12 protein-coding genes are annotated in these 12,730 nt (G+C 57.1%); 4 read left to right on the top strand and 8 right to left on the bottom strand.

Going from position 1 to position 12,730, the window contains the following annotated elements; all coding sequences use genetic code 11:
- Window positions 1-4: 4 nt before the first annotated feature.
- On the top strand, window positions 5-1,429 hold the full coding sequence (locus Q674_RS28285; RefSeq protein ID WP_022990869.1) for a WS/DGAT/MGAT family O-acyltransferase: 1,425 nt from the start codon (window positions 5-7) through the stop codon (window positions 1,427-1,429).
- Between the two features lie 12 nt (window positions 1,430-1,441).
- Here Q674_RS28285 and Q674_RS28290 read toward each other — a convergent pair whose 3' ends face one another.
- Window positions 1,442-2,065 (bottom strand): TetR family transcriptional regulator, encoded by a 624-nt coding sequence (locus tag Q674_RS28290; RefSeq protein ID WP_014422436.1) that lies wholly within the window; start codon window positions 2,063-2,065, stop codon window positions 1,442-1,444.
- A gap of 195 nt (window positions 2,066-2,260) precedes the next feature.
- Between Q674_RS28290 and Q674_RS28295 the strand changes: the two genes are divergently transcribed.
- Both Q674_RS28295 and Q674_RS28300 read left to right on the top strand, forming a co-directional pair.
- Complete coding sequence (locus Q674_RS28295; protein WP_023008567.1) at window positions 2,261-3,367, top strand: ferredoxin reductase; 1,107 nt, start codon at window positions 2,261-2,263, stop codon at window positions 3,365-3,367.
- Window positions 3,368-3,412: 45 nt separating this feature from the next.
- Complete coding sequence (locus Q674_RS28300; protein WP_023008568.1) at window positions 3,413-4,486, top strand: fatty acid desaturase family protein; 1,074 nt, start codon at window positions 3,413-3,415, stop codon at window positions 4,484-4,486.
- 69 nt (window positions 4,487-4,555) lie between these two features.
- Here Q674_RS28300 and Q674_RS28305 read toward each other — a convergent pair whose 3' ends face one another.
- On the bottom strand, window positions 4,556-4,993 hold the full coding sequence (locus Q674_RS28305; RefSeq protein WP_011786513.1) for an RrF2 family transcriptional regulator: 438 nt from the start codon (window positions 4,991-4,993) through the stop codon (window positions 4,556-4,558).
- A gap of 27 nt (window positions 4,994-5,020) precedes the next feature.
- Window positions 5,021-5,413 (bottom strand): YbaN family protein, encoded by a 393-nt coding sequence (locus Q674_RS28310; protein WP_081698927.1) that lies wholly within the window; start codon window positions 5,411-5,413, stop codon window positions 5,021-5,023.
- A gap of 466 nt (window positions 5,414-5,879) precedes the next feature.
- Here Q674_RS28310 and moaA point away from each other — a divergent pair, with 466 nt between their 5' ends.
- Window positions 5,880-6,872 carry a GTP 3',8-cyclase MoaA gene (gene moaA, locus Q674_RS28320; RefSeq protein ID WP_023008571.1) on the top strand — a complete coding sequence of 331 codons (993 nt, stop codon included), beginning with the start codon at window positions 5,880-5,882 and terminating at the stop codon, window positions 6,870-6,872.
- A gap of 221 nt (window positions 6,873-7,093) precedes the next feature.
- Here moaA and Q674_RS28325 read toward each other — a convergent pair whose 3' ends face one another.
- From Q674_RS28325 to nosZ, 5 genes are all read right to left on the bottom strand, one after another.
- Window positions 7,094-7,699, bottom strand: a complete 606-nt coding sequence (locus Q674_RS28325; protein ID WP_023008572.1) for a nitrous oxide reductase accessory protein NosL — start codon at window positions 7,697-7,699, stop codon at window positions 7,094-7,096.
- A 22-nt stretch (window positions 7,700-7,721) separates the two neighbouring features.
- Window positions 7,722-8,552: an ABC transporter permease gene (locus tag Q674_RS28330; RefSeq protein ID WP_023008573.1), complete on the bottom strand. Its 831-nt coding sequence runs from the start codon at window positions 8,550-8,552 to the stop codon at window positions 7,722-7,724.
- The gene (locus Q674_RS28335) at window positions 8,549-9,481 is read right to left on the bottom strand and encodes an ABC transporter ATP-binding protein (protein WP_023008574.1); all 933 of its coding nucleotides are present in this window, start codon (window positions 9,479-9,481) and stop codon (window positions 8,549-8,551) included. The genes Q674_RS28330 and Q674_RS28335 overlap by 4 nt, the downstream gene beginning before the upstream one ends.
- Window positions 9,478-10,746, bottom strand: coding sequence for a nitrous oxide reductase family maturation protein NosD (locus tag Q674_RS28340; RefSeq protein ID WP_023008575.1), 1,269 nt, complete (start codon window positions 10,744-10,746; stop codon window positions 9,478-9,480). The genes Q674_RS28335 and Q674_RS28340 overlap by 4 nt, the downstream gene beginning before the upstream one ends.
- Before the next feature lie 71 nt (window positions 10,747-10,817).
- The gene (gene nosZ / locus Q674_RS28345; RefSeq protein ID WP_022990859.1) at window positions 10,818-12,713 is read right to left on the bottom strand and encodes a TAT-dependent nitrous-oxide reductase; all 1,896 of its coding nucleotides are present in this window, start codon (window positions 12,711-12,713) and stop codon (window positions 10,818-10,820) included.
- Window positions 12,714-12,730 lie beyond the last annotated feature (17 nt).

Here is a 12,730-nt window from a genome sequence, read left to right on the forward strand (position 1 = left end):
AGGAATGAAACGTCTCGGAACCCTGGACGCCTCCTGGCTGGCGGTTGAATCTGAAGACACCCCGATGCATGTGGGTACGCTTCAGATTTTCTCACTGCCGGAAGGCGCACCAGAAACCTTCCTGCGTGACATGGTCACTCGAATGAAAGAAGCCGGCGATGTGGCACCACCCTGGGGATACAAACTGGCATGGTCTGGTTTCCTCGGGCGTGTGATCGCCCCGGCCTGGAAAGTCGATAAGGATATCGATCTGGATTATCACGTCCGGCACTCAGCCCTGCCCCGCCCCGGCGGGGAACGCGAACTGGGTATTCTGGTATCCCGACTGCACTCTAACCCCCTGGATTTTTCCCGCCCTCTTTGGGAATGCCACGTTATTGAAGGCCTGGAGAACAACCGTTTCGCCCTTTACACCAAAATGCACCACTCGATGATTGACGGCATCAGTGGCGTGCGGCTAATGCAAAGGGTGCTCACCACCGATCCCGAACGCTGCAATATGCCACCGCCCTGGACGGTACGCCCACACCAACGCCGTGGCGCAAAAACCGACAAAGAGGCCAGCGTGCCCGCTGCGGTTTCCCAGGCCATGGACGCCCTGAAACTCCAGGCAGACATGGCCCCCAGGCTATGGCAGGCCGGCAATCGCCTGGTGCATTCGGTTCGACATCCGGAAGACGGACTGACCGCGCCCTTCACAGGCCCGGTTTCGGTGCTCAATCACCGGGTTACCGCGCAGCGACGTTTCGCCACCCAGCATTATCAACTGGACCGACTGAAAAACCTGGCCCATGCTTCCGGCGGCTCCTTGAACGACATCGTGCTTTACCTGTGTGGCACAGCATTGCGTCGCTTTCTGGCCGAGCAGAACAATCTGCCCGACAACCCGCTGACGGCAGGTATACCGGTGAATATCCGGCCGGCAGACGACGAGGGTACGGGCACCCAGATCAGTTTCATGATTGCCTCGCTGGCCACCGACGAAGCTGACCCGTTGAACCGCCTGCAACAGATCAAAACCTCGACCCGACGGGCCAAGGAGCACCTGCAGAAACTTCCCAAAAGTGCCCTGACCCAGTACACCATGCTGCTGATGTCACCCTACATTCTGCAGTTGATGTCAGGTCTCGGGGGGAGGATGCGCCCCGTCTTCAACGTGACCATTTCCAACGTGCCCGGCCCGGAAGACACGCTGTATTATGAAGGTGCCCGGCTTGAGGCCATGTATCCGGTATCGCTGATCGCTCACGGCGGCGCCCTGAACATCACCTGCCTGAGCTATGCCGGATCGCTGAATTTCGGTTTTACCGGCTGCCGGGATACGCTGCCGAGCATGCAGAAACTGGCGGTTTATACCGGTGAGGCTCTGGATGAGCTGGAATCGCTGATACTGCCGCCGAAGAAGAAGCGCGCCCGAACCCGCAAGTAACCCAGGACGGGGTCAGTCGCTTTGCCAGTGACCAGCCCCGACAAAAATCATCTGCAGGAATCGGGTGGTGCGTTTTCGCACCTGGCCGATCTGATAATCGTCGTCTTCGGAAATGCTGAGCAGATCGGTCAGACTGAAGGCGACGGTGCGCACCACCAGATCACAGGTCATATCCAGATCGGCATCGCTCAGGTGTTCCATGAGCCGGAGCCGGCGTAAGTCATTGGCCAATTCGCTGGCAAAAAACCGCATCTCGCTGCGAATCCCTTCCTGAACGGCCCGGCTCTCGCCTGCCAGCCCCTGCGCCATAAACAGAAAAAAACTGCGGTTGGCCTGGGCATGGGCCACAAAGATACCCACCGATTCCTCAATCAGCTTGTCGGCCTGCAACACGTTGGCCCTGGCCTCCCTCATCATCCGCCTGAGGACCAGCCCGAGCTCGTCCACCAGCTGCAAACCCAGGTCGTCCATGCTGCGAAAGTGACGGTAGAACGACGTTGGCACCACGCCGGCCTGCCGGGTCACTTCCCGAATACCCAGGCTGGCAAAGTGTCGCCCCTTGCCCACCAGAGTCAGCGCTGCGTTCATCAGCTTCTCTCGGGTTTCGCCGGGCCTGCGTTTCGGTCTGTCTGCCATAGTCTTCCTATCACGATAGTTGCGGTAACAAGTGTACACATCTGACGGCAGAAAAGTCCGCAAAACTTGTCATTTCGAGCCAACGAAGCGCCCCCCTGATTGTTACGGCAACCCTCACTGTGTACAGTCGTACACATAAGTGAACAAGTGTACACATCGTTACCAACGATCAGGTACAAACCTTGGAGAAAACCTATGTTGGCAAAAATGAACCAGACCCGCGCCATGCACTGGCTTGGCCGACAGTTACTGAATCGAAGCAACCCTGCCAGTTATTTTGATCCACTGGCGGAGGCCATCAATCCCATGTGGATACAAGCGTACACACCTGCACGGGTAGAGCGTATTCTGGTCGAGACTCACGACACCAAGACCTTTGTGCTCCGGCCTGCCAGCCGATGGAGTGGCTTTCGTGCCGGCCAGCACGTGAACATCTGTGTAGATATTGATGGTGTGCGACGCCAGCGCACCTTCAGTCTGTCCAGCTCCCCCCTGCTCTGGCAGAACGACGGCGTGGTCACACTGACCATCAAACGCCTGCCAGGAGGGCTGGTGACCAACTGGCTGCATGATCAGTTTGAAGAAGGTGCGGTACTGGGCCTGACCGAAGCCTTTGGCGACTTTCTGATGCCAGCCATGCCCAAACCGGTGCTGTTTATTGCCGGGGGCAGCGGCATTACGCCGATTCTAAGCCTGCTGGAGACCATGGCGGCAGAGCCCTTCCGGGCACCGGTCACACTGCTCTACTTTGTTCGCACTCAGGAGGACGTGATCGCCAGTGAAAAACTGGAAGCACTGGCGGCAAGATACTCGGCACTCTCGGTCCGTATTATATGCACCCACGAAACCGACGAGCCGCGCTACCTCAACGACGCCGACCTGGATTCCGTGCCCGGTCTGAAGGCCCGCGAGGTCTATCTGTGCGGACCGGGCGGGCTGATGGATCTCGCCAATGACCTGCTTTACCAGCGCGGTCTCGGCGAAGAACAGATTCACTGTACGTTTTTCGCCCATCCGATCTCCTCCCCTCTGGGTGATGAAACACTCGGCGGCGAAGTGAGTTTTGCCCGCGCGGACCTCAATGTGGACTCTTCCGGCGATGCCACACTGCTGGAGATCGCAGAAGCCGCGGGCCTCAAACCTCAATACGGCTGCCGCATGGGCATTTGCCACCAATGCAGTTGCCGAAAAACCAGCGGCACCGTGATTAACCGGCTGACGGGTAAAGCTTCCGGTCCCGGAGAGGAAAGCGTTCAACTCTGCATTTCCGTACCCCGTGGCCCGGTGACTCTGGAAGCCTGACACACAGAATTCGAGCGCGGCCTCATACAGCCGCAAGGAGACCTTATGATCAAACTTGACGAACAACAGCTCAACGAACTTCAGAAAGATCTGGATACCGTACGCGATGAAGTATTGGCCGATCTTGGCGAGCGGGATGCCCGCTACATTCGCAAGATCGTTCGCCTGCACCGCGCCCTTGAAGTCGGCGGCCGGGTGATGATGCCCTTCGGCTTTATTCCGCCGGTGTTTGTGGCGGCAACGGCCACCCTCGGCGTGGCCAAGATTCTGGAGAATATGGAAATTGGCCATAACGTGATGCATGGCCAGTACGACTGGATGAACGATCCCACCCTCAACTCGCAGACCTACGAGTGGGATACGGTGTGCACCAGTGAGTCCTGGCGCCGGACTCACAATTACGAGCACCACACCTACACCAACATCATCGGCAAAGACCGGGACTACGGTTATGCGGTGCTTCGCCTGAGCGACGAAGAGCCCTGGAAACCCTGGCACACGTTGCAGTTCATCAACTACATCTTGCTGAGCGTGTTCTTTCAGTGGGGTGTAGGTTTGCATGAACTGGAAACCGAGAAGCTACGTCGCCGGGAGATTTCCTGGCGCGAGAAACTGCCGTTCCTGAAAGACTTTTTTCGTAAAGGCGGCCGCCAGGCATTCAAGGATTATGTCTTCTTTCCATTGCTGACTCTGCCAGTGGCCCCGATCGTGCTGGCCGGCAACGTCGGGGCTAACCTGATCCGGAACCTCTGGGCCTCAACGGTGATTTTCTGCGGTCACTTCACTCAGGATGCAGAAACCTTTACGGAACGGGAATGCGAAGGTGAGAGCAAGGGCCATTGGTATCTGCGCCAGCTTACCGGCTCTTCCAACTTCACAGGTGGCCGCTGGCTGCACATTCTGAGTGGACACCTGAGCTACCAGATCGAGCATCACGTGTTTCCAGATCTGCCAGCACACCGGTATCCTGAGGTTTCCGAGCGGGTGCAGGAAATCTGTCGCAAACACGGCATTCACTACAACACTGGCTCATTTATGAGCCAGTATAAAACTGTGCTGCAGAGAGTCCTGCGATATTCACTGCCGGAACGGAGGTCCGCGAGCCCCGTAAACGTATAACTCTGGATACTCGATTGAAGCCTGGGAGGTCTGACGCACTGCAAATACAGCAGTGCGTCAGTTCAGGAATCAAGCAATCTGGAGCAGTCGCAACAGCTGTGGTCGGTGGTGGTCCTGAATCACGTCGGCGAGCGTGTATCGATCAAGCACCTCAAGGAAGGCTTTCAGGGCTTCACCAAACATGGATTTAAGTCCGCATACCGGAGTGATCTTGCAGGCATTTTTGGAGGAAAAACATTCCACGATGCTGAGGTCCTGCTCGGTTTCGCGCACCAGGATTCCGATATTGATATCCTGCGGCGCCATATGCAGCCTCATCCCGCCCTTCTTGCCACGGATAGTCTCGATGTAGCCTTTCTTGTTCAGTTGGTGAACCACTTTCATCAGATGATTCTTGGAGATGTCGTAGCTGTCGGCAATTTCCTGAATGGTCGCCAGACGATCACCCTCTGCAGCCAGATAGATCAGCACTCTGAGTGAGTAATCGGTATAACGGGTGATGTGCATTCATGACTCCAAAATGACAGAAAAACATCAGTAGGATGGCCGGCTCAGCATATAGCCGGCAACACCCAGTAAAAACAGCCCCGAGACAGCCAGTACCAGAACCGGCGATCCAAGCCAGACCAGCATGCTCCAACTCAGCCCCATCATGGCAAAGGCCAGCAACTTGGCTTTGCGTGGAATGGCACGCCGGGCGCGCCATTCTTCAATCGCCGGGCCGAACGTCGGGTGCTCTTCCAACCACCGGGCAAAGGCCGGGGAGCTCTTGCTGGCGAAAAAGGCCGCGAGAATAACAAAAGGGGTTGTTGGCAAAAGCGGCAAAACCACACCCACTGCCGCCAACCCCACACTCATATACGCAAGAATCCGGAAACCGGTTTTACCTGGCTGTGCGCCCATGGCGTGGGCCTCTTGACGGTTCATAACTGCATCTATTCTACCGTGATTCAGTGCACAGGTCTTCCCAGTTTACTGAGGAACGCCAAGCGGGCGACATACGCGATTTTCACCCCGACTGCGAAGATTAACGTTCCCATGTGGGCGAGTATCTGAACCGCGATTGGCAATCTGGCCGCTAGAGGATATGCCAAAGCAACGGTTAACAGTAATCCGAGCACACTGACCAGAACACCCGCATTAGCGCGAGCGAGCCATTTCTCGTAGAACCACATAGCGGTCTCCCAGGCTTTTGATGGGTATTAGACTGACAACACCATTGCGATTGGTGTCGCTCCACTTTTTAACATATATTTTATTTAAATGTTATAGAGGAAGACCGATGGCTTTGCAAGGTCGCGGGAGATACTCCCCGAGGGGTATCGGAATCCGCCCCGCGCTTTGCCATACTTGCCCTAAACTCATGGTGATATTGCAACAGGACCTGGCTTCAATGCCCCAGACCCGACTGACAGACCGCTTTGGCCGCACAGTAAACTATGTTCGCCTGTCGGTGACCGACCGCTGTGACTTCCGCTGCGTGTATTGCATGGCGGAAGACATGACCTTTCTCCCGCGCCAACAGGTATTGACGCTTGAAGAGATCGCCCGGCTGGCACGGAACTTTGTTGCTCTGGGCACGGAGAAGATCCGGCTGACAGGCGGAGAGCCTCTGGTGCGCCGCGATATCCTGGAGCTGGTACGCGAAGTCGGCACTTATGGCCTCCGTGACTTCGCCATGACCACCAACGGCAGTCAGTTGCCCACCATGGCGGAATCATTGCGCAAGGCCGGTTTGCAGCGTCTCAATATCAGTCTGGATTCTCTGGACGCTGACAAATTCCGCGCCATTACCCGCACCGGTAATCTCAGCCAGGTTCTGGATGGCATTGATGCTGCCCGGGACGCAGGTTTCCGTGGTATCAAGTTGAATACGGTGGTGATGAAAGGCCGCAACGACGAGGAGATTCCGGAGCTGATTGAGTTTGCCCGTCAAAAGCAGGTGGACATCAGCTTTATCGAGGAGATGCCGCTCGGGGAGATTTCAGAGCATGACCGTGGTTTGGCGCTGTGCACCAGTGAGGAGGTGCGCGACATTATCCGCAGGCACCATGAGCTTATTCCGGCAACTGAGGATTCCGGCGGCCCAGCGCGTTATTTCCGGATGCCGGACAGCGAGGTTCGCGTCGGGTTCATTTCGCCGCATTCCCACAATTTCTGTTCGACCTGCAATCGGGTTCGGGTGACGGTGGAAGGGCGGCTGCTGCTGTGCCTGGGCAATGAGCATTCAGTGGATCTTCGCCGGGTGTTGCGGGGGCATCCGGTGACGGATGACAAGCTGCAGGAGGCGATCATCAAGGCCATGGATCTGAAGCCGGAGCGGCATCATTTTTCCAGCAATGGGGATGTGCAGATTCTTCGGTTTATGAATATGACTGGCGGCTGACCCAGGCTGCCAGCTTGGGAGTTGGAGCGGGTGCGGGTAAGCTTTCCAAAAAACGCTCCTTACGGCACTTCCCTGTGTCGCTTCTGCTCCGCCATCCCTGGCTCCGCAAATTTTTGGAAAGCTTACCCGCACCCACTCTCTCGAACTTTGGAGACATAGTCTCCCAAGACCAGTAAACCCAGGTTAAGACCTTTCGACCTTATTTTTGTGGGACTGCCACTTTAATGCTCTGTACTGTGGCTAATGTGATCATCAGCCATTCCAGCTTCATCTGCATCGTGCATCCCAGCCATATCATCCATCCCGCTCATATCGTGCATCGTCATACCATTATTCAGATGCTCCAGCGTGACGTCGACAAACGCCAGTACGTTGCCGCCGTGCTCTGCCGCGAAGTCTGTAGCGTCGGCTTCGCTGGCGAACGAGGCCAGGGTTGGGCCCATGGCGCCGTTAAGATTTGAGCCGACCACGTAGAAGGCCTCGCGGGCGTCGATCAGGTGGGTGTCATCCGGGCTGTCCCAGTGGGTTTCGGCCATGTTGTGGACGTAGAGGGTGTGGTCCCGGTTTTCGTTTTCCGGCTGCAGGAACCAGGCGAACATGTCTTTGGTGGAGCAGAATTTCCGGATGTTCTGCTCTCGCTCGGTGAAGGCCTGGCCTTTTGGGCCCGGGAAGTTGGTGATGACCATGCCGCAGACGTGGCACTCGTCGCCGGATTCAAAGTGTACGGGGTCAGGTTTTTCGACGATTTCGGGTTCACTGCCAGAGCAGCCGGCCAGGAGAGTGGCGGTGAAAGCGGCGATGAGCCATTTGGTTGCTGGGTTTGCCATGTTTGTTTGTCTCCGGTCGGGATCAGATTCGTCGGTTTTTGAACAGTAACAGTGCGCCGGTCAGGGGTATGGCACACCACAGGATCAGGCCCAGCCAGAGGCCCGCCGCGCCGATGGGCAGGTCTGTACCCAGGCTGAGTACGCCGCTGAGTTGACCGCTGTCGCCGAAGGCGACGATGTTGAGCAGGCGGTAGATGTCAGTGGGGTTGAGCATCAGCAGCCAGGGCAGCAGTTCGGGATTGAGTTTGCCTTCGCTGGCCACAAGCGTGCCCAGCAGCATGAGGTCGAAGATCAGTACGAAGAAGAACCAGATGGCCAGGGCCAGCCCTGCAGCGACCGGTTTCTCGCTCACCCGTACGCTCACCAGGTAGGCCAGTGCGATAAAGCCCCAGCCCAGCAAAACGGTGGAACCCACGAAACGCCCCATGGCCACAGCCAGGGCGGCAATGGCGACATCTTCCACCAACACGGCAATGGCAATACCAGCCACACCGAAGCCGATGATGGTGGCCAGCGCCAGGGTCAGGCCGTGGCCGAGGAATTTGCCCAACAGTAACTGGCTTTTACTGAGGGGGTAGGTCATCAGCAGTAACAGGGTGCCGCCCTCCTCTTCCCCCACGATGGCGTCGTAGGCCAACAACAGTGCAATCAGCGGGATCAGGAAGATCCCCAGGCTGGCCAGGCTGGCAATGGTCGCAGGTGTGGAGGCGTAGCCCACCTGCCCGGAGGCGGCGGCACCGAACCAGGCGATGCCCAGTGCCAGGGTGGCGAACACCAGGGAGATGGCAACCAGCCAGCGATTGCGGAAGCTGTCGCTCAGTTCCTTACGGGCGATGGTCCAGATGGCGTTCATTGGCTTCCTCCCCGGTGAGCCAGGCCACCCGAGCCGATAAAGTGCACGTAGATGTCTTCGAGGCTGGGCTGATGGATGCCCAGGTCTGCCACTTCGCCGGAGGCCATCAGGGTCTTGATCAGTTCCATTTTTTCCTGGGGTCTCACGTCTACCTGCAATCGTCCGTTTTCACTTTTCATCATCAAGCCGGCACGCTGCTTGGCCTGGTCAATGGCTTTTTCCAACGCCGACAGGCTAGTGGCAGGCTGCAGGGTCAGGGTGACCGGCATGTTCGCCTGTCGCCGCAGCGATGGCAGGTCTCCAGATGCTTTCAGGGCGCCTTCGGTCAGAATCGCGGCCCGATCAATGTACGGCTCAACACCTGGCAGTACATGGGAACAGAGCACAATGCCCGCTCCCTCATCCCTAAGCTGGCGCAACAGGCGGTATAGGTCCGCCGTGGCAACCGGGTCCAGGCCGACGGTGGGTTCATCCAGCATCAACAGCCTGGGCTTGCCGAGCAGGGCCTGAGCCAGGCCCAGACGCTGGCGCATGCCTTTGGAATAGGTTTTGGTGCGGGCGTCCATGGCGTCTCCCAGGCCAACTTGCTCCAAAAGTTCGGGCACCTGCTTAAGCGGCGCGCCTTTGAGGCGGGCAAAGTGGCTGAGGATTTCACGGCCGGTCAACTGCGGGTAGAACATCACGTTCTCCGGCAGGTAGCCGATGTGCTGGGTTACCTGGGGATCGCCAGCCGCGCCTTCCAGCACGGAAACCTTGCCCTCGGTGGGCTGCATCAGGCCCAGGATAAGCTTGATCGAGGTGGTTTTACCCGCGCCGTTGTGGCCGAACAGGCCCAGAATTTCCCCCGGCTCCAGCCGAAGATCTACCCCGTGCAGCACCGTGGCCTTGTCGTAACGGTGACTGACGTTCTCCAGTCGAAAACAGTTCATCGGATCTCCGATTGCAGGTGGTCGGGAATTCGCATCAAAGGATGGGGGTCACTCACCCCGGCAGACTTCACTACCGGGAAGGCATCCTGGACCCAACGCAGGGTATCCACCGCCGGGCTGAACATAAGTACCTTGGCCTCCGGATACTTCCACAGCAGCCGATCCACGTTGTCGTTCGGTTCATAAGGCACATCGCCGAGGCCGTCCTGATTTCGATCCCAGCCCAGGTAGTCACTCCAGTAGTTGCCTTTGCCATCCTCGGCCCAGAACTGGGTGCGAGTGGCCACGTACTTCACCTGGCGCTGGTTTTCCACAAAGGCGTTGTTGAACACCTGGTTTTCCTCGGAACCCGCAGTGAGATGAATACCGATATTGCTGTGGCCGAAATAATTGCCTTCGAAGGTGTTGTACAGCGAGTTGTAGATAAACACCGCTTTACCCTCGGCACCGGAAATGACCACTCCGGCACTCTGACCCTGGGACACTCCGGTGACCACGTTATTGCGCAACTCGGAGTTGGTGATGAAGTTCATCAGAATGCCGTAGTTCTCGTCATTCTCGGAACGATTATTGAATACCTTCAGGTACTTGCTCTGCATCAACGCATACCCGGTACGCGTACCCCGCGTGACGTTGTTTTCCAACAGGTTATGCATCGAATACATGTAATGAATGCCGTACCGGAGGTCACTCATCACATTGCCGCGAATGGTATTTCGGTTCGCGGTCTCGATATAAATGGCATCCCGGGTCTGGCTGATATCGTTACCTTCAATCAGCGCACCCGTGGTGTTGAACAGGTGAATGCCATTGCCCCGATCCTGGGACCGCAAGCTGGTATCACCGCGAATGTGATTCTCCCGCACGGTCACATCCGGTGTTGCATCCAGCCACACGCCGAATGCCGGGCCCTGAAGACGGTTGTTTTCCACCACTGAACCCTGCGCTTCACGGGCCACGAAAATTCCCGCATCCAGTTCGTTCAGGTCTTTGCCCCAATTGCGAACCTGGCAACCGGAAAAGGTGATCGCCTCTGCCAGAATCTCAACCGCATTGCCATGCCCGCCACCGTCAATCACCGTTTCCGGAGCGCAGGACACAGATACCCCGGGCACCCTGATAGCCAGTGGAGACAGAGTTTCCGGAGGAAGTTGAAACGACGAGCCCGGGGCCAGGTTATCCAGCTCTTGCTGCAGGTCCGCGTTGGCGGAGAGCGCAAACAGAGCGACTGACAGGGCCACTCCATAACGCAATAGTTGATACATCAATAGATCTCGGGATAGTGATAAGCAACCAGGGGCCCCGAAACCGGGACCCCAAGTCAGGCAACTCTCTATCAGGCCTTTTCGACGAGCATCCGCCCGCCCATCTCCATGTGGAGAGCATGACAGAACCAGTTACAGTAGTACCAGTAAACCCCTGGCTTACCTGCCGTAAAGGTCACGGAAGCGGTCTGCTGCGGGCTGATCTCCATACTCACACCATGGTTCACCATACAGAAGCCGTGGGTCACGTCCTCAACCATATCGAGGTTGGTGATATACACAGTGACTTCATCACCCTCCTTCACCTTGAACTCGGTCATACCGTACTGAGGCGCAACGGAGGTCATGTAAACACGTACCTTGTTGCCATCACGGATGACCTTGTTGTCGGATTCCAGAGTCACACCGTCCTTCTCCGCCTGGGCACGACAGCTGGCGAAGTAGGGGTCGTTGCGCTCGTAGATCTTCTTGGTCTTGATCTGATCACGACGTACCAGGATACAGTCATGCGGCTCGGCATAGGTCGGGCCATCGTGGACCAGTTTCATTTCCTCACCGGAAATATCGATCAGCTGATCGTTCTCAGGATGGAGCGGGCCAACCGGCAGGAAACGGTCTTTCGAGAACTTGGACAGAACAACCAGCCATTTGCCATCAGCATCGCGGGATTCAGTCAGCGATGCGTGGTTGTGGCCCGGCTGATACTGCACGTCCAGCTTCTGACGGATGTAATTTACCTTGTCACCGTTGTAGTGCTTGATGGCATCGGCAATATTCCACTTGCACACCTGGCTGTCGATAAACAGCGTGGTGTAGGCATTGCCACGGCCGTCGAAGGTAGTGTGCAGGGGTCCGAGACCCAGCTCCGGCTCGGCCACGATGGTGTCGCGCAGTTCGATCTTGTCTTCGAACAGATCGTCCAGTTTATCAATGGCAATCACGGATACCGTTGGTGACAGCTTGCCGTTGGCAATGAAGTACTTGCCATCGGGAGAGGTGTTCAGACCGTGCGGGTTCTTCGGCACAGGAATATAGCGGGTGAATTCGGATTCGCCTCGGCCGTCGACAACCGGCACCTTGGAATCGCCAATGGTCTTGAAGTTGCCGGCTTTTACCGCTGCAGCAATGCGCTCCACATTGAACACAACCACCCAGTCGCGGTCGTTACGCATGGTGCCCGCAAGATCAACGGCACGCTCTGAGTTGTAACAGGTAGAAGCAGCGTACTTGCCGGTGTAGTCGGCATCGGTGTTATCCAGGTTACCGTCAACGATGACCTGCCAGGCCACATCCATGGTTTCTGCGTCGATGGCGGTGAACATGGTGTAGCTGTTGTCCAGGCTGAAATCCGTACCGTCGTTGGGCTGCGGGATGACGAACTCGGCGTTACAGAACACGTAGTTGGTCTTGGGTACTTTCTGCAGGCGCAGACCATGGATGGCCTGAACGTTCGGGATGTGGGTAATCTTGTCCGTCTTCATGATATCCAGACGGATACGGGCAACCCGGGTGTTGGCCTTGTCGTTGATAAACAGGTACTTACCATCGTAACGACCGTCAGTCATGGAAATGTGCGGGTGGTGGCAGTCGCCGTTCAGGTACTGCTGATCACCGCCCAGGATTTCCTTACTTTCATTGGTAATACCCCAACCCGTTGCGGAATCCACGTTAAATACCGGAATACGCATCAGTTCACGCATGGAGGGCACGCCAAGCACGCGCACTTCGCCCTGGTGGCCACCACTCCAGAAACCGTAGTACTCATCCAGCTCGCCCGGGGCGACGTGAGCCTTGTTGCGGGCTTCTTCAGCAGCTGCAGCCCAGGTCTCACGGGACATGACCGAGGTGCCCAGACCGGTTGCACCAGCGACACCGGCCAGCGCAGCCGCACCCATAAAGCGACGACGGCTCAGACCACCTTCGGAAACCTCCGGCGTGTCCTTGGTCAGATCATCTCTTTTTTTCATAGCATCCAACTCCGTTA

It is taken from the genome of Marinobacter sp. EVN1, from assembly GCF_000475375.1.
Classification (GTDB): domain Bacteria; phylum Pseudomonadota; class Gammaproteobacteria; order Pseudomonadales; family Oleiphilaceae; genus Marinobacter; species Marinobacter nauticus.